19 protein-coding genes and 1 tRNA gene are annotated in these 16,085 nt (G+C 32.9%); 2 read left to right on the forward strand and 18 right to left on the reverse strand.

Annotated features, from left to right (window positions below; all coding sequences use genetic code 11):
• Positions 1–5: 5 nt before the first annotated feature.
• The 3 genes from hrcA to lepA all read right to left on the reverse strand — a co-directional run bounded on the left by hrcA (position 6) and on the right by lepA (position 4,077).
• Entirely contained in the window at positions 6–953 is a 948-nt protein-coding gene (gene hrcA, locus KFV12_RS08430) for a heat-inducible transcriptional repressor HrcA (protein WP_254256556.1), read from the reverse strand.
• A 124-nt stretch (positions 954–1,077) separates the two neighbouring features.
• Complete coding sequence (hemW, locus tag KFV12_RS08435; protein WP_111715237.1) at positions 1,078–2,193, reverse strand: radical SAM family heme chaperone HemW; 1,116 nt, start codon at positions 2,191–2,193, stop codon at positions 1,078–1,080.
• 60 nt (positions 2,194–2,253) lie between these two features.
• Complete coding sequence (lepA, locus tag KFV12_RS08440; RefSeq protein ID WP_254256557.1) at positions 2,254–4,077, reverse strand: translation elongation factor 4; 1,824 nt, start codon at positions 4,075–4,077, stop codon at positions 2,254–2,256.
• Positions 4,078–4,252: 175 nt separating this feature from the next.
• Between lepA and rpsT the strand changes: the two genes are divergently transcribed.
• Positions 4,253–4,501 (forward strand): 30S ribosomal protein S20, encoded by a 249-nt coding sequence (gene rpsT, locus KFV12_RS08445; protein ID WP_096076311.1) that lies wholly within the window; start codon positions 4,253–4,255, stop codon positions 4,499–4,501.
• A gap of 34 nt (positions 4,502–4,535) precedes the next feature.
• On the opposite strand, the gene holA is transcribed toward rpsT, so the two are convergent.
• Positions 4,536–5,507: a DNA polymerase III subunit delta gene (gene holA / locus KFV12_RS08450; RefSeq protein ID WP_436970162.1), complete on the reverse strand. Its 972-nt coding sequence runs from the start codon at positions 5,505–5,507 to the stop codon at positions 4,536–4,538.
• Between the two features lie 94 nt (positions 5,508–5,601).
• Between holA and KFV12_RS08455 the strand changes: the two genes are divergently transcribed.
• Positions 5,602–5,736: a YqzM family protein gene (locus KFV12_RS08455; RefSeq protein WP_096076310.1), complete on the forward strand. Its 135-nt coding sequence runs from the start codon at positions 5,602–5,604 to the stop codon at positions 5,734–5,736.
• 31 nt (positions 5,737–5,767) lie between these two features.
• On the opposite strand, the gene KFV12_RS08460 is transcribed toward KFV12_RS08455, so the two are convergent.
• From KFV12_RS08460 to KFV12_RS08525, 14 genes are all read right to left on the reverse strand, one after another.
• On the reverse strand, positions 5,768–8,071 hold the full coding sequence (locus tag KFV12_RS08460; protein ID WP_254256559.1) for a DNA internalization-related competence protein ComEC/Rec2: 2,304 nt from the start codon (positions 8,069–8,071) through the stop codon (positions 5,768–5,770).
• Between the two features lie 15 nt (positions 8,072–8,086).
• The gene (locus tag KFV12_RS08465) at positions 8,087–8,548 is read right to left on the reverse strand and encodes a ComE operon protein 2 (protein ID WP_240837089.1); all 462 of its coding nucleotides are present in this window, start codon (positions 8,546–8,548) and stop codon (positions 8,087–8,089) included.
• Positions 8,549–8,627: 79 nt separating this feature from the next.
• Positions 8,628–9,311 carry a helix-hairpin-helix domain-containing protein gene (locus KFV12_RS08470; RefSeq protein WP_239242788.1) on the reverse strand — a complete coding sequence of 228 codons (684 nt, stop codon included), beginning with the start codon at positions 9,309–9,311 and terminating at the stop codon, positions 8,628–8,630.
• A gap of 68 nt (positions 9,312–9,379) precedes the next feature.
• Positions 9,380–10,120: a class I SAM-dependent DNA methyltransferase gene (locus KFV12_RS08475; protein WP_239242789.1), complete on the reverse strand. Its 741-nt coding sequence runs from the start codon at positions 10,118–10,120 to the stop codon at positions 9,380–9,382.
• Positions 10,120–10,473, reverse strand: a complete 354-nt coding sequence (gene rsfS, locus KFV12_RS08480; RefSeq protein WP_111715246.1) for a ribosome silencing factor — start codon at positions 10,471–10,473, stop codon at positions 10,120–10,122. Before rsfS ends, KFV12_RS08475 begins: the two co-directional genes overlap by 1 nt.
• A gap of 18 nt (positions 10,474–10,491) precedes the next feature.
• Positions 10,492–11,055 (reverse strand): bis(5'-nucleosyl)-tetraphosphatase (symmetrical) YqeK, encoded by a 564-nt coding sequence (gene yqeK, locus KFV12_RS08485; protein WP_239242790.1) that lies wholly within the window; start codon positions 11,053–11,055, stop codon positions 10,492–10,494.
• Entirely contained in the window at positions 11,036–11,611 is a 576-nt protein-coding gene (gene nadD / locus KFV12_RS08490) for a nicotinate (nicotinamide) nucleotide adenylyltransferase (RefSeq protein ID WP_111715249.1), read from the reverse strand. The genes yqeK and nadD overlap by 20 nt, the downstream gene beginning before the upstream one ends.
• Positions 11,608–11,901, reverse strand: a complete 294-nt coding sequence (yhbY, locus tag KFV12_RS08495; protein WP_096076302.1) for a ribosome assembly RNA-binding protein YhbY — start codon at positions 11,899–11,901, stop codon at positions 11,608–11,610. The genes nadD and yhbY overlap by 4 nt, the downstream gene beginning before the upstream one ends.
• Positions 11,895–12,698 (reverse strand): shikimate dehydrogenase, encoded by an 804-nt coding sequence (aroE, locus tag KFV12_RS08500; RefSeq protein ID WP_254256560.1) that lies wholly within the window; start codon positions 12,696–12,698, stop codon positions 11,895–11,897. Before aroE ends, yhbY begins: the two co-directional genes overlap by 7 nt.
• Positions 12,699–12,711: 13 nt before the next feature.
• Positions 12,712–13,809: a ribosome biogenesis GTPase YqeH gene (gene yqeH, locus KFV12_RS08505; protein WP_254256561.1), complete on the reverse strand. Its 1,098-nt coding sequence runs from the start codon at positions 13,807–13,809 to the stop codon at positions 12,712–12,714.
• Positions 13,810–13,920: 111 nt separating this feature from the next.
• Positions 13,921–13,991: transfer RNA gene (locus tag KFV12_RS08510), tRNA-Gly, on the reverse strand.
• A gap of 128 nt (positions 13,992–14,119) precedes the next feature.
• Positions 14,120–14,968, reverse strand: coding sequence for a prohibitin family protein (locus tag KFV12_RS08515; RefSeq protein ID WP_111715254.1), 849 nt, complete (start codon positions 14,966–14,968; stop codon positions 14,120–14,122).
• A complete protein-coding gene (locus KFV12_RS08520) occupies positions 14,934–15,239 on the reverse strand; it encodes a hypothetical protein (RefSeq protein WP_099578547.1) in 306 nt (101 codons plus the stop codon). Before KFV12_RS08520 ends, KFV12_RS08515 begins: the two co-directional genes overlap by 35 nt.
• Positions 15,240–15,386: 147 nt before the next feature.
• Positions 15,387–15,911, reverse strand: a complete 525-nt coding sequence (locus KFV12_RS08525; protein WP_254256562.1) for a YqeG family HAD IIIA-type phosphatase — start codon at positions 15,909–15,911, stop codon at positions 15,387–15,389.
• Positions 15,912–16,085 lie beyond the last annotated feature (174 nt).

The following is a 16,085-nucleotide window of genomic DNA, read 5'->3' on the forward strand; positions in this document are numbered from 1 at the left end:
CCTCCTTATAACAAGTGATTAATACTTGCTAATTTATTAAAGACTTTTCGGTAACTCATTTGTGTCGGTCCAATGACCGCAATCTTACCATTCATATTATGAAGATGAATCGGTGAAGTTACAATTGAGATGCCTTCTAAGTTTTTATCAATTTCCTGGCCTAACGTTACCTGAATATGATTAGATTCAACCTGACTTAATATAATCGGTAAGTCTTCGGAATCAATTAATTTCAATGTTTCTTTTACAGCATTCAAATTATCAGAATCAATAATTTCATACAAATATTCTCGTCCTTCAAAATATATTGTATGAGATTTTGTATGTGCTTTTTTTACGATTTGAGATTTTAAATGCGTAAGCGGTAACTGTTTAAAGCCCTCTCGATTTACATCTAAATGAATATTACCTTCAATAATTGCAAGTAAATTCTGGTTTAGATAATTGTTCATGCGCTCAATCTCTTGTCTCGTTAAACGTACTTGCCATGAAATTTGTTGATGTTCAACATTACCATTTTCATAGACAATAATTAATACCAGATTAGTCGGTGTTAAATACGTCAAATGAATCTGTGAAATTGATCGTTTATCGATTTCAGTTGTTGTTGCAATTGATAGATATTGAGTATCCATCGCAATATCCTTAGCGAGCATTCTAAAATCAACAAAATTTGTCTGATCAATAAAAAAATTCTCTTCATAAGGAAATTCTTTTTGCAACGCTTCAACATAAAATTTATAGCCTGCTTCTGAAGGAATTCTACCACTAGAAGAATGCATTTTTTCAATTAAACCATGATCTTCTAATCGCTTCATCTCAGCTCTAATTGTAGCAGGACTAACATTCAGATTATGTTGTTCAATCAGTTTCTTTGAACCGATAGGTGATCCACTATCAACAAAATCCTCAACAATTACGTTTAATAAATGTAATTGTCTATCTGTTAGCATAATTCACCTCGTTAGCACTCTATTACTTCAAGTGCTAATAACAATTTATCAAATTGGTCAAAGTATGTCAACATATAACACTTAAATTTTCTTAAATGAAAAAAAGTTGTTAAAAACCATGATATTACACAGTTAATAAGAACTTTTCAAACACATCGTTACCACGCATTCTACCTTGTTCAGATAGTTTGACATGATTATCCTCAACGATGATTTGACCTTCTTTTAGCAAACCTTGAACTACAGTGCCAAAAACATCATTAAATTTTCTATCATATCTTTTCTCGAAATCATTGATGTTAATACCTTTATTCAATCTCAATCCTAAGAACATGAATTCTTCCATCGAAGCATCGATATCGACTGGAATAATCTCTTTAACAGCACTACCGGTATTCATCGCTTTAATATAATGTGGGACAGGTATTACGTTATAATAGCGTTTACCATCAATATAACCATGGCTACCAGCTCCTGCTCCGTAATATTCTTTATTATCCCAATAGACTTTGTTGTGCTTTGACTCAAAATCTCCTTTAGCATAATTCGAGATTTCATATTGATGGAACCCATGTTCTGCTAAGAATCTCATTGTATATTCATACATGTCCTGGGCGAGAGTCTCATCAGGCATTTGAAGCATTCCTTTTTTATATAGATTATAAAATTGTGTCTTTGGTTCTAAAATGAGTGAATAACTCGAAATATGATTAATATTAAGCTGAACCGCCTGTTCTAAATCGTATTGGCACTCTTCGAGTGTCTGCGTAGGTAAATGATACATCAGATCGATACTAACTGACTCAATTCCTAAACGGTTCGCTTCATCTACAGCACGTTTAATATCACTTTCTACATGGGTTCTACCCAGTGATTTCAACAAACGATTATTAAATGTTTGCACACCAAGCGATAAACGATTAACACCATAGCGCTTCATAATAGCAATTTTATCGGTTGTTAATTCATCCGGATTCGCTTCAACAGTAAATTCACTCATAATTACAAATCTATCTGAAATATATTTTAGCAATCGTTCTAATTGTTTGCCAGATAATGCTGTCGGCGTCCCGCCTCCGATAAAAACTGTATAAATTTCCTTCTCACTAATCATTCCCAGCTCTTTAATAAGTGCATCTAGATATGCATCGACTGGTTGGTTCTTAATTAAAAATTTATTGAAATCGCAATACGTACAGATACGATTGCAAAATGGAATATGAATATATAAGCTTCTCATGCTACCACCTCCAAAATGAAAACACGATTGCTCTTTTAAAGATACAATCGTGTTTTTTTGCTAATCTTCGTCCATTTTTAACACAGCTAGAAATGCATCTTGTGGAATTTCCACAGAACCTACTGCCTTCATCTTTGCTTTACCGGCTTTTTGTTTTTCTAAAAGTTTACGCTTACGTGAGATATCCCCACCGTAACATTTAGCTAGTACGTTTTTACCGATTGATTTAATATTTGTACGTGCAACAATTTTTTGTCCGATAGCAGCTTGAACAGGCACTTCAAATTGTTGACGTGGAATTAAAGTTTTGAGTTTCTCTACAATAACTTTACCACGTTCATAGGCAAAGTCTCTATGTACGATGAAACTTAGAGCATCGACACTTTCACCATTGAGTAAGATATCCATCTTCACTAAGCGACTTTCCTGATAGCCAATTAACTCATAATCAAAAGAGGCATATCCTTTAGTATTTGATTTTAACTGATCAAAGAAATCGAATACGACTTCTGATAATGGAATTTCATAGATGATATTTACACGAATATCGTCCATGTAGTCCATCGTCTGAAAGTTACCACGTTTTCTTTGGCATAATTCCATTACGGAACCGACATAATCATTCGGTACCATAATACTCGCTTTTACATATGGTTCATAAATTTTATCAATCTTTTGAGGGTCTGGCATTTTTGAAGGATTATCTACAATTACTTCACTCTTATCTGTCATTTCACACTTGTAAATAACAGATGGAGCTGTTGCAATTAACTCAATGCCGAATTCCCGTTCAATACGTTCCTGAATAATTTCCATATGTAATAATCCTAAGAAACCGACACGGAAACCAAAACCTAAAGCTTGAGAAGTTTCAGCTTCAAATTCTAAAGAAGCATCATTTAATTGGAGTTTCTCTAATGCTTCTCTTAAATCATTGTATCGTCCAGTATCAATTGGATAAATACCACAGAATACCATTGGATTCATCTTTTTATAACCTTGTAGCGGTTCATCTGCTGGATTATCAGCTAAAGTAATAGTATCCCCTACACTTGAATCTGCAACATTCTTAATTGAAGCTGCAATGTAACCTACATCACCGACCGTTAATTCAGAAACAGGCAATTGTTTCGGTGTATTGATTCCTACTTCAACCACATCAAAAGTTTTACCTGTAGACATCATTTTAATTTTATCGCCAGCTTTAACAGTGCCATCAATAATACGTATTGATGAAATTACACCACGATAAGCATCAAACGCACTATCAAAGATTAAAGCTTTTAATGGTGCCTCAGGATCGCCCATAGGTGCCGGAACTTTTTCAACGATTTGTTCTAAGATTTCCTCTATACCGATATTTGCCTTAGCTGAAGCGAGTACCGCCTCACTTGCATCCAAGCCAATCACATCTTCAATTTCCTGACGCACACGTTCAGGTTCAGCAGCAGGTAAATCTATTTTATTAATAACAGGTAATAATTCTAAATCATTATCTAAAGCTAAATAAACGTTTGCTAATGTCTGTGCCTCGATACCTTGGGCTGCATCAACTACCAATATAGCTCCTTCACATGCCGCTAAACTTCGTGATACTTCATAGGTAAAATCGACATGTCCTGGTGTATCTATTAAATGGAAAATATATGTTTCTCCATCTTTTGCTGTATAATTTAATTGTACTGCGTTCAGTTTAATTGTTATCCCACGTTCACGCTCTAGATCCATAGAATCCAGCAATTGAGATTTCATCTCTCGTGAAGCAACAGATTTTGTATTTTCTAAAATTCTATCTGCTAAAGTCGATTTCCCATGATCGATATGCGCAATAATAGAGAAGTTTCTTATTTTTTCCTGACGGCTTAAACGCTGTTCATTATTCATCTTTTTGCCCAACTTTCTTAAATTGTACGTATATTTGATTATAACAACTCTTATACAGTTGTTCAATGAGTTTTAAAAAATATAGATTGCATATACTGTCTGAATTTGATAAAATATTTCTTGTTGCAATCAAAATATCTATTTTAAGTGCAAGACATTTCTAGGAGGTGACATTATGCCAAACATTAAATCTGCAATCAAACGTGTTACAACTAACAATAAAGCACAACAAGCAAACATTTCTCAAAAGAATGATATGCGTTCTGCTGTGAAAAATGCAAAAGCGGCAATTGAAAACAACGCTGACAATAAATCAGAATTAGTACAAGTAGCTGTTAAAAAGATTGATAAAGCTGCGAAAAGCAACTTAATCCACGCTAACAAAGCTGACCGTTTAAAATCACAAGTTATGCGTAACAAATAATAATTATAAACAAAGCGACCTGAGGGTCGCTTTTTTATATTTTTAAGATAAACAATTCTAGTATTAATACGTTATCGAGATAACTGGATTTTAAAGCATAGTCCGTATCAGCACATTCTTTTATGATATTTAGTAGTTGTTTCAATTCCATTGTCCTTACTTTACGTAATGCTAGTTTCACTCGATATGGATGAACTTTTACTTGTTTTGAAATCTGTGCTTCACTAAATCCTTTTTGTGATAATATTTTCACCTGATAGAACAATCTATACTGACTACTTATCAATGCCAGAAGTTTAATCGGTTCTTCTTTCATATTAATCAAATCTTTCAATAAATGAACCGCTCTTTTCTTGTCATCTTTAGCGATATAATCAGTGAGTAAAAAGACATTTTGCTCTAGACTTCTGCTCACTACTTCAGTGACATCTTTCTTCGTAATGACTGGATTATCTCCAATAAATAATACTAATTTGTCCATCTCTTTTACAACATTACTGTAATTGAGTCCTGTAAGATGTATCATCTCGTCTAACGCATCCGCTTTAATATCTTTAAACTGTTCATTGAAACGCTTTTTAATCAGCTGTTTCATCCCATTTTCATCTAGCGGTTCTATTTTCTCAATTGTATGCAATTTCTTGATGCGTTTAACAATTTTCTTTCGCTCATCTAATTTATCCTGTAGCACTTTAAAGATGACAATGTTAGGTCCCTCATACTTTTCGAGAAAATCCACTACTTTATCTAAATTAATTTCATGTGCAATTTTTAATTTTTCACCTGTAAAAATAAAACTATTATTGATTACAATCACTTTCTGATCACTCAAAAATGGTAAAGTCATCGCATCTTCAGCAATTACTTCAAATGGTGTTTCCTGTAGATCATATCGACTAAAATTAAAATCATCCTGTTCATCGATATATTGATGGATAATTTTATCAACTTTATCTTCAACTAATGGTTTTGTACTCCCATAGACTAAATAAATGTGACTCATTATGAGCACTCCTAACGTAAAAATCTTAATTTCATTATAGCTTTTTTCCGTTCAATATCATATACTTAAATAGATAGAAAAGTAGGGGGTTTATGACATGAATCATTTCGAAAAAAATACACAATCTAAAAACAATGACGTTCAAGACTCAGGCTATGCATTTTTAATTGGCTTTGGCGGATTCGCAACAATTTATATTATTGCTCAAATTTTCGACTTAGTAGCGAAATAATTTTTTTAAAGCGGTGAAATCACCGCTTTTTTTATTTATCATGAAATAATGCTTGATACTGTGTCTGAACAGTCCCTCTATCTAAATCAACAGTTATCCTTCCATTTTTCTGTGTATTAAAAATTTTGATATCGTTATTGATTAAAGCAGTTACAGTTTCATTATGAGGGTGTTTAAATCGATTATGCCGACCCGCAGAAATAATTGCAAATTTAGGATGTCGGCTAAGTAAAGTTTCACTTGTGCTCGTTCTGCTTCCGTGATGACCAATTTTCACTATATCTATAGCATCATCAATCTGACTTAAGATTTCATCTTCATACGCTTTACTTAAATCACCTAAAAATAATATATTTCTTCCGGGTTTATCGTGTTTTAAAAACACAACGATACTGTCATCATTCTCTTCTCCAGTTTGACCTGCAGATAAAAATCTTAAAGATACATTTTTGTTATTATTTTCATTTTGACGCACGAACTGAATTTGCGCTTCATGTAAATAATTATTCACATCTATCAATGCTATGCCTTTTAATTGTGCTAATCGAATTATGTTCTTATACTTTTCGCTGCCATGTGCTTTAGAATTTAAAATAATACGCTCAACCATCCCTGCCTTTATTAAATTTTCAGATTCTCCAAAGTGATCAGCATCAGGATGCGTCAAAATAAGCGCGTCAATTTTAGAAATACCACGATATTTTAAAAAAGGGAGTGTAACCTTGTCACTTATACTTTGTGCATTGCTGCGTCTTTCCCAAGATTTGCTAAAATCCAGCTTTCCTCCTGTATCGATCATTATCGTCTTTCTACCTAGCTCCAGTATGAATGCATCACCTTGCCCAACGTCCAAAAAGTGAACATAATTACTATTTTCTTTAATATTTTTATTTGTAAATATTAATAAAAATAGCAACAATGCAATGCTTAAACCTTTATAACTTTTTAATTTGCTAAATAGTAACGATAAAGCAATAAACATCAATACATAAATGAATATATGCTGTTGTTCTAATATAATTTCGACTCTAGAAAACTGCGTAAAAAATTTTGTTAACATGTCATTCAATATAAAAGAACCATCTACCCATTGATTTAACCAATTAATATGGATGTTTAACATAAATAATAATAGGATGAGCGTACAAATCGGAAAGATAATAAAAGTAAATAGTGGGATGAAAAAAATATTTGTCAACATACCGATTAAATAATTGTTATTAAAATGATAGAAAAGAATTGGAATTGTTGCTAATTGTGAGATAAAGTTAATGAGGAAAAATTGAAAAAGCTTTGATTTTTCATTATATAACGGTAAGATAAGCAAAAAACTGAAACATATAACATACGATAGTTGAAAGCCAATATCATAAACTGTAAAAGGATCATATATTAAATTTAGTATTAATGTGAGCGATAAAAGATCCGTAAGCTGCGTCTTTAGACCTGGATTAAATAAGATAAGCAAAATAAAAATAGTGGACCTCCAAACAGACGGTTGGCTACCTGTAAAAATCATATACATAGGTAACAACATTAGCAAAATCATTTTACACACGATTATTGGAACACTTAATCTCCGTAATACAAAATAGAACTGTACTGATATCAGTGCAACGTGACTCCCACTGATGGCATAAAGATGATAAATACCTAGTGTTTTAAGTAGAGACATCTCATTTTTATTTAAGTATGATGTGTCACCTAACGTTAAAGCGATTAAATATCCCTTATGCACTATATTGGATTGATACATTGCTATAGCAACATCTTTTCTATATTTCTGAATATGTTCAATCATATTTAAATCTTGATAAGAACAATTTTGCCAGTCAACGTTGGTTAGCTTCAAACTGCCTCTTTTATGTGTATAATAGAGATAGGCATCATAATGGAAACCTGAAAAATTAGTATTTGGTAGAATATGTTGAAAACTCATTTGAGCTGAACAACTTAGAAATGTTAATTGCATCATTTGTAATCGTTCTTTTTCAGCTTCATTGTTTATCTTGTAGAAAAATTGATATTCTTCCTGTTGTACTGTTAATGACCCCATTAGTAAATTGCCGTCAATTTCTAAATCATCTGAAAATCTGAACTCACCTGTTGTATTGACTTTCGGCTCAAAATCAAATGGCAGTTTTTCACGTTTAAAATCATACATATTATAAAAATAAAACGCAATTAAAAATGCAGCCAAAAAAATTAACAACCATTTTTGTAGCTGCTTTTGAAATATGATAATACAGGAAATTATTATTAAAAAGATTGTAATAACGATAGAATAAGATGAAAGTATACCTGCTAATACAAGTAATACAACAACTACACCCAAGACTACCTCCTATCTTTACATTTGTTCAAAATAGCCTGCTACATGTTTAGGATTGAATTCAATTTTTTCAGTATCAATATTAGCCTTTTTTAACAGCTCAATTGCATAAGGATGATTCTTATAATCATTCGCATAATATATTTTCTTTATACCTGCCTGAATAATTGATTTCGTGCAATGAATACACGGGAAGTGTGTCACATATATATCCGCACCTTCAGTTGATACACCCATTTTTGAACATTGTAATAGCGCATTCATTTCAGCATGAATTGTACGAATACAATGGCCATTCTCTATGTAACATCCTTCATCTATACAATGTACTTCACCAGATACAGAACCATTATATCCACCTGCAATTACTCGATTATCTTTTACGATTGTTGCTCCAACGCTTAAACGTGTACACGTTGAGCGTAATGCTAATAATTGTGATTGTGCCATAAAATATTCTTTCCATTGAATTCTTTCCATAACATCACCTATGTCTTTTTGAACTCATTGTAATATTTATTCATATTTTATTCAAGGTGATCTAGATACGTACAGACATTTAAATAGATATATATTCCTTTAAATTTTCAAACGTTTTATCCCCTATCCCTTTTATCTCTTTAATTTCTTCTATTGATTTAAACCCTCCATTTGTTTCGCGATACTGAATAATTTCTTGAGCTTTTTTCGGCCCGATTCCAGGAATTTCTTCTAAAGCGCTTTGTTCAGACGTGTTTATATTAATTACTTTTTTATCAGTTAGATCATTACTATCATGTGTTCCTGCTTGTTGATACATCGAAAACTTATCCTGCTTCACTTCACCTTTAAATGGAACATAGACGACCATCGCATCTTTAACAGGTGCAGCGAGATTGACCGCATCAAGGTCAGCATTTTTAAGGGGTACTGCCAGTTTAACAATATCATTGACCACTTGATTGGATTTGGCAGGATATACACCACTGAATTTCACGGCACCTTTGATATCTACTTTCAATTCCGTTACAACTTGCTGCTTATCACTCGTCAATTGAGATTGCTGGTCTACAGGTATTAAAGAAGCTTTTGTTTCTTTAGCATCCATTTGCGCAAACTGACTTAGCGAAGTATCCTCCTGAATATTCTTTGATTGGTCGTAATTTTGAAAGATGATTACTCCACTAAGCATGATAATAATTCCTATAAACAGACTGGACATCTTATTTTTGTCTATCCATGTTTTTATCAATTCTAAATACATAAAAAAACACCTCCACATTATTATCTGTAGAAGTGCTTAAAAATATTTTATTTGTCATAAATTAAATATTATTTTATTTTTTCTTTCTTCCTTACGACAAAAAATACACGATCAAAATATGCATCTTCATTTGTATCCACAACAAAATCAGGATCAAAATCTGCAAATATAGTAATAATCTCAAAACCAATCTGTCCTAGCATCACTTTATATTCATCAATTTCATATGTTCTCTGATAATGCTGTTCATCAAAACGATGATAAATATCTTGCTCATTATCTTTGATAAAGAATGTCAGATCATGATAAACAGAAAACGGTACCTCACCTTGAATAGCATGCCAAATATATAACATCTTATCAAGTTCATCACTATAAGTCTGGTTATCAAAATATGTTTCAAATTTAGCTGTACTATGAACGTCAAAAATAAAGATACCATCATCCTCCAGATGATCTGAAACACTTTGAAACGTTTTCTGTACATCTTCTGGTTCAGCTAAATAATTTAAACTGTCACATAGACAAGTAATTAATTGAAATTTTTGATTGAGTTCTAGTTTTGTCATATCTTGAGCAATAAGGGTCACATCACTACGTTTTGATGCAGCAATCGCTAACATCTCTTCACTCAGATCAACACCTGTCACTTTAACATTGTGTGGCATTAAATCAAGTAAAGCACCCGTGCCTGTTGCTAAATCTAACATATTTTCTTTCAAATATGGTCTTATCACTTCAAGCCATCTATCATATGGCTGATCATACATAAACTGATCATAAATTGATGCAAATTGACCGTAAGACATTAAACTTGCTCCGGCATATACTCGATAATTTCCTGATCACGATATAACTTCTCTAAGTTATAATAGTCACGTTCTTCGTGATGAAATACGTGTACTACAACATCGCCTAGATCCACTAAAATCCAGCGTGCTTCATTAAAACCTTCAAGTCGATTTACTTCGATACCATGTTTTTGTGCTTCATCTTTTACTTCACGTGCGATTGCCTGTACTTGACGGTCACTATTCCCTTCACAAATTACGAAATAGTCCGTAATACCTGTAACATTTGCTACATTTATTCCTATAATATCTTCTGCTCTTTTGTTATCGCAAGCGTTAAACGCAAGTTCCAATAATGCTTCTTTTTTCATTCAATCATTCCTTTTCTTTTACTTCTGTAAATTATAATAATTTAAACACTCTATCGTTTTAGAATATATCGGTTTATCATTTTCGATTAAATATAATGCAGTACGTTTAGAAATTTCATAAATTGCTTTATCTAAGTTCTGTTCTTCAAATACAATCTTGCGAATATCATCAACACCAGGTTGTGTACGTCCTGGTTCAATATAATCACTAATAAAGATAATTTTTTCGTTTAAACCCATTCCGGCGCGTCCTGTAGTATGATAATAAATCGCGTTATATATCTCTAAATCTATCTCATGTTTATCCATCATGTATGCAGCGGCTACCGGACCATGTAATATTTCTGAGTTATATGACAATAAATCATTATCGAGATTATATTTCGTAACTGCCTGATATAACTTACTTAACTCATCGTATTTCGCATAGTCATGCAAAATACCAGCCATTTCAACAATATCCTGATCACCATCAAAAATGTCAGCCATTTTTAAAGCTGTTTCTGCAACGCGAATTGAGTGCTCATATCTTTTCTTAGGTAATTTCTCTTCAACAAGCTTTTTAGCTTTCTTCTGCTTCATATAGATGTTCCTTTCTGATCAATCGCTCAATCGTATCTATTACAAAACAACGGATTGTCTTGCGCTGAGCAATTCGATTACGAATCATTGTAGAACTAATATCCATTCTTGGTATATTAAACGCTATAAATGGTTCAGGCAATTCCTGCGTATCTATATCTCGGTTAACCACAATAAACCGAACCATTTCTTTTAGTTTTTCAATTTCATACCATTGTGCTATAGATATATACTGATCTGTACCAATTATGACCGATATGTCTGCACCTGGATATTTATCCTGCAAATATCGCATTGTGTCATACGTATAGCTTTTACCTTTGCGGTGCATCTCTACAGTATCAATTTCTCCAAAACCTAAGTAATCAATCGCTAGTTTCAGCATCGAAATACGCGCATTATTACTTGTATGTGCACCACTTTTCTTTAAAGGGCTATGTCCTGTAGGTATGAATAAGAACATATCTGGCTGCTCCTGATGAAACACTTCATTTGCCACAGTTAAATGTCCGATGTGAACCGGATCAAATGAACCCCCATAAACAATGATTTTCATCGTGGTAATTCAATCTTCTTATTATTTACTGATGGTTTATATAAAATAATTGTTGAACCAATAACCTGTACAAGTTCACCATATACACGTCGCGCAATTGTTTCAGCAAGTTCTTGTTTGTCATCATCATTATTTTGTAACACACTTACTTTGATTAGTTCTCTTTTTTCAAGTACATCATTGAGCTGTTCAATTAAATTATCACTGATACCACCTTTTCCTATTTGAAAGATCGGATCAAGATGGTGTGCTTCTGCTCGTAAAAATCTTTTTTGTTTTCCTGTTAACATTTATTTCTTCCTTTCAAGGTTGTTTGCACTGCTTCACTCATTGCGTGAGAATCAGCTTTTAGCCCCGTCCATAACTCAAAGCTTTTAGCCCCTTGCATCACAAACATACCTAATCCATTTATTATTTTTAAATTGTTTGATTCTGCTTCCTTTAAAAATGCTGTTTTTTCCGGTGTATAAATAATATCACTTACTACACACGATTTTTTTAAATCATGGCATCGAATCAACGACATCTCATCAAATCCTGTCATTCCGACAGGTGTTGTATTGATGACTAAATCGTATACTGAAAGGTCATTTAGCTTGTCATATGTCACACCATTAACTTTGAAAGGCCACGTTTCAATACGTTTTAAAGTACGGTTAGCAACCGTAACACGATGTTTTTGCATCATTGTATAACTAATCGCTCTACTCGCACCACCGGCTCCTAAAATTAATATGTTCATATCTTCTTTTAGAACATGATTTATACTTGATAAATACCCTAATCCATCCGTATTATATCCAATCCATTTGCCATTCTTAATATGAACCGTGTTGACTGCACCAATCATTTTAGCAGCAATATCTATTTCATCACAATAAGCCATAATATCAACTTTAAATGGAATCGTAACATTAAAACCATCTATATTCTTTTGCGCAATGACATCTTTGATATGATGAAAATGTTTCGGATCGATGTCTAATGCACTATATTCATCATTTCTTCCTAAAGCTTTAAAATTTGCATGATGCATCACTGGAGATAACGAATGTCGAATGGGATGGCCAATGACTGCAAAATTCATTTCGCCACCTACTTTATAGAATACTTGGCCTTAAATATACATCGACTTGTTTCGGTGCATATACATCTATAACTGCACCTTTTTCTACAGTTATAAACCCTAGACCAGAAATAATAATATCTTGTTTATCTTCTTTAATCGATAGTGTAGTTCTTTTGACATTATCAAAATCAAAATCTTTTGTTCCTGGTGGTGTTAGTAACTCCCCTATTTGGCGGTGCCAAAGCGATTCAGCATTCTCCTGCTTCGTTCGATGTATATTAAGCATATTAGAAACAAAACAGTTTAAGCTTCTACGACCACCTGTTAAGTAATCAACACGTACAAGACCACCTAAAAATAATGTTTGACCTTCGTTCAATTGGAAGTTACGTGGTTTAATTTCATCCTTCGGCATTATGATTTTTAATTCTTTATCACTTACATAATGTGTCATTTGATGTGCCTGGATAATACCAGGTGTATCATACATAAATGAATGTTCATCTAAAGGAATATCAATTAAATCTAACGTTGTACCAGGAAAATGAGAGGTCGTAATGACATTCTTTTCACCGACGCTTGTTTCAATTAACTTATTGATTAAAGTTGATTTACCGACATTTGTCGTCCCAACCACATAAACATCTTTTCCCCCACGGTGTGTTTCAATTGATTCCAATAATTCATCAATACCATGATTCTTTTGTGCAGATATGAGTACGACATCATCAGCTTTCATCCCTAAATCTTTCGCCTGTTTTTCGATCCAAAGTTTCACACGACGTTTATTAATTAATTTCGGTAATAAGTCCATTTTATTTGCCGCAATTATGACCTTTTTATTTCCAACGATTCGCTTTAAACCATTGATCCATGACCCCTGAAAATCAAATACATCGATCACATTAACGATAATACCATCTTTATCACTTAAAGCATTTAGCATGGTTAAGAAATCATCACTTGTTAAATGCACATCCTGTATCTCATTATAGTGTTTTAATCTAAAGCAACGTTTACAAATGACATCCTCTTTATTCAAACTTGAATTTGGAACGTAGCCTGGCTTTGATTGGTCTGTTGATTGCAAGATTGCACCACAACCAATACATTTCATTTCATTACTCAAATAATGTTCCTCCTGAAAATATTTATCAATATATTTATTTTAGCACATAACGCCTACTAAGTATTGTAAGACAAAATAAAAGGGTTGTGCGAGTATGCACGACCCAGATTAAGCGGGTGATCGGAATCGAACCGACAACATCAGCTTGGAAGGCTGAGGTTTTACCACTAAACTACACCCGCATATATTAAATTGGTATAAATATAATAACGAATATTATCATTTTTGTAAAGAATAAATAAACTTATGTGTTGATTTTAGTATATTTAATACAAATTAAGAGTTCAGGAAATTCCCGAACTCGAAATAACTACTTATTCAAATCAACGATAACGCCTTCCCCACCTATCGTAATGGGTTGCTTACCGTCCCATTTATCGATCATCTGTTTACGAATAATTTTATCTGTCAATGATTTTTCTAAAATAGCATTCGCTTTTGCCTGACCTTCTGCCTCAATTTGTTTCTTCTTGGCATTTTGTTCCGCAATTGCTCTATCTGTCTTTGCTCTTTCTAATTCTTGATTTGCTTTTACACGTTCGTCAATTGCAGCTTGTGTTGCTTTATCAGCTTTTGGGCTGGAAATCGCTATATCTTCTACAATAAACCCTTGATCTGTTAAGTTTTGCTGTAACTGTTCTAAAGTATTCTTCTTAATTTCACCCGTTTTAACACCGAATGTTTCAATCACCGAGAATTTCGCAACAGATTGACGTAATCCATCTAGTACTCGTGTTCGAAGAAATCCATTTTCAAGTCCAGTAATATCTGCATTACCAAATTTATTAAAGATCTTCACAACTTTTGTAGGATCCACATGATAGTTCACACTAATATCCATATTTAAATTTTTACCATCACTAGTGGCAACATTTAAATCTGTGTATTCTTTCGTCTGCGTACGAATTGGGTAATGTACAGCTTTATCTAATGGAAAAATAAAGTGCCACCCGGCAGGTTTCGTCTCTTCTTTAACACCGCTGACTGAATAGATGACCGCTTGGTATCCTTGAGGTACCTTTTCTATAGACATAAATGCTAACATAATACCTAACAATAATAATAGCCCAAGCATAGATGTGATTAAGAATGATTTTCTATTGATTGGTTTACGATTTTTAGGTTTAATCGTCTTTACTGATTCTGTCGATGAGTTCATTAACTTCTTCCAGCTCCTTCTCTAAATATTTAATTTCTGCAATGTCACTAATCATACCGGTCTTTGCAAATATCTCACTTTCAAGCATCTTCTTTTTACTTCTTAAAGCAGCCTGATTCAATTCATATTTGCGCATATTTTCAATGTTTTGTTGCTCAATCTGTTCTTTCACTTCTCTATGGCTAAAATAATCATAAAGGCGACTTAATACAAAATAAAGAACCGTAAGTACAATCACTAAAATAAATAACCATATTAGAAAAAGTTTCAAATAAATCCTCCTCTTTATAAAGAAGTATTGTATCTATTTTACCATTTTATATTGTTTTAAAAGGATAAACTGATATTTTTAAGGTAAATTTAAGGTTAACAACAAAAAAAGAGACAATGTGCTTGTCTCTTTAAGTAAAAATAGATTTTAGTTTTCCCAGTTGATTAAACCTTTTTTCTTAAAATATGCTAAAAACTTACGCTCAATCATTCTGTTGACACGTGTTTTCCATTCATCATTAGATTTCACTGGTACTACCATTATTGAATAAAATCCATTAGAATTTGCTGCAAGCACATCCGTCATCATCTGATCACCGATAACTACAGTTTCTTCAGGTTGTACTCCCATTGCGACACAAGCTTTCTTAAAAGCTTGTCCCATAGGCTTGCGTGCGTTAAAAATATAATCTACTTCTAATGGTGACGCAAATGTTGCAACGCGTGCCTGATTATTGTTTGAAACGATTGTAACTTTAATATTGTGTTCACGCATACTGTTAAACCAGTTAATTACTTCAGGTGTTGCTAAAGCAACATCCCAGCCAACCAGCGTATTATCTAAATCAGTAATGATTGCCTTTACACCACGTCCTGATAATTCTTCTGGTGTGATTTCAAATATTGACTTTGCATATTTACTTGGTAATAAATATTTTTGAAATAATCCCATAAGTCACCTCTAAATTTTATATTGCTTAGTTATACCCTTTTATACAATCAATAACCCCAATCCAATAAGGATCGGGGTATAATGTATTATTCGATTTCTTGATTTGGAGCGTAATCTACTTCAGTACCTGTGTAAATTAAAAATCCGATAATTGCCGTTGCAATTACTGATAAT

This window comes from Macrococcus epidermidis (assembly GCF_024205965.1).
GTDB lineage: Bacteria > Bacillota > Bacilli > Staphylococcales > Staphylococcaceae > Macrococcoides > Macrococcoides epidermidis.

Excerpts from the sequence above, each read along its gene's own strand:
- hrcA (WP_254256556.1), bottom strand. The coding sequence starts at position 953 with ATGCTAACAGATAGACAATTACATTTATTAAACGTAATTGTTGAGGAT.
- nadD (WP_111715249.1), bottom strand. The coding sequence starts at position 11,611 with ATGAAAATCATTGTTTATGGGGGTTCATTTGATCCGGTTCACATCGGA.
- KFV12_RS08525 (WP_254256562.1), bottom strand. The coding sequence starts at position 15,911 with ATGGGATTATTTCAAAAATATTTATTACCAAGTAAATATGCAAAGTCA.
- yhbY (WP_096076302.1), bottom strand. The coding sequence starts at position 11,901 with ATGTTAACAGGAAAACAAAAAAGATTTTTACGAGCAGAAGCACACCAT.
- aroE (WP_254256560.1), bottom strand. The coding sequence starts at position 12,698 with ATGAATTTTGCAGTCATTGGCCATCCCATTCGACATTCGTTATCTCCA.
- KFV12_RS08475 (WP_239242789.1), bottom strand. The coding sequence starts at position 10,120 with ATGTCTTACGGTCAATTTGCATCAATTTATGATCAGTTTATGTATGAT.
- KFV12_RS08455 (WP_096076310.1), top strand. The coding sequence starts at position 5,602 with ATGAATCATTTCGAAAAAAATACACAATCTAAAAACAATGACGTTCAA.
- KFV12_RS08465 (WP_240837089.1), bottom strand. The coding sequence starts at position 8,548 with ATGGAAAGAATTCAATGGAAAGAATATTTTATGGCACAATCACAATTA.
- rsfS (WP_111715246.1), bottom strand. The coding sequence starts at position 10,473 with ATGAAAAAAGAAGCATTATTGGAACTTGCGTTTAACGCTTGCGATAAC.
- yqeK (WP_239242790.1), bottom strand. The coding sequence starts at position 11,055 with ATGAAGCAGAAGAAAGCTAAAAAGCTTGTTGAAGAGAAATTACCTAAG.
- hemW (WP_111715237.1), bottom strand. The coding sequence starts at position 2,193 with ATGAGAAGCTTATATATTCATATTCCATTTTGCAATCGTATCTGTACG.
- KFV12_RS08515 (WP_111715254.1), bottom strand. The coding sequence starts at position 14,968 with ATGAACTCATCGACAGAATCAGTAAAGACGATTAAACCTAAAAATCGT.
- KFV12_RS08470 (WP_239242788.1), bottom strand. The coding sequence starts at position 9,311 with ATGTATTTAGAATTGATAAAAACATGGATAGACAAAAATAAGATGTCC.
- rpsT (WP_096076311.1), top strand. The coding sequence starts at position 4,253 with ATGCCAAACATTAAATCTGCAATCAAACGTGTTACAACTAACAATAAA.
- lepA (WP_254256557.1), bottom strand. The coding sequence starts at position 4,077 with ATGAATAATGAACAGCGTTTAAGCCGTCAGGAAAAAATAAGAAACTTC.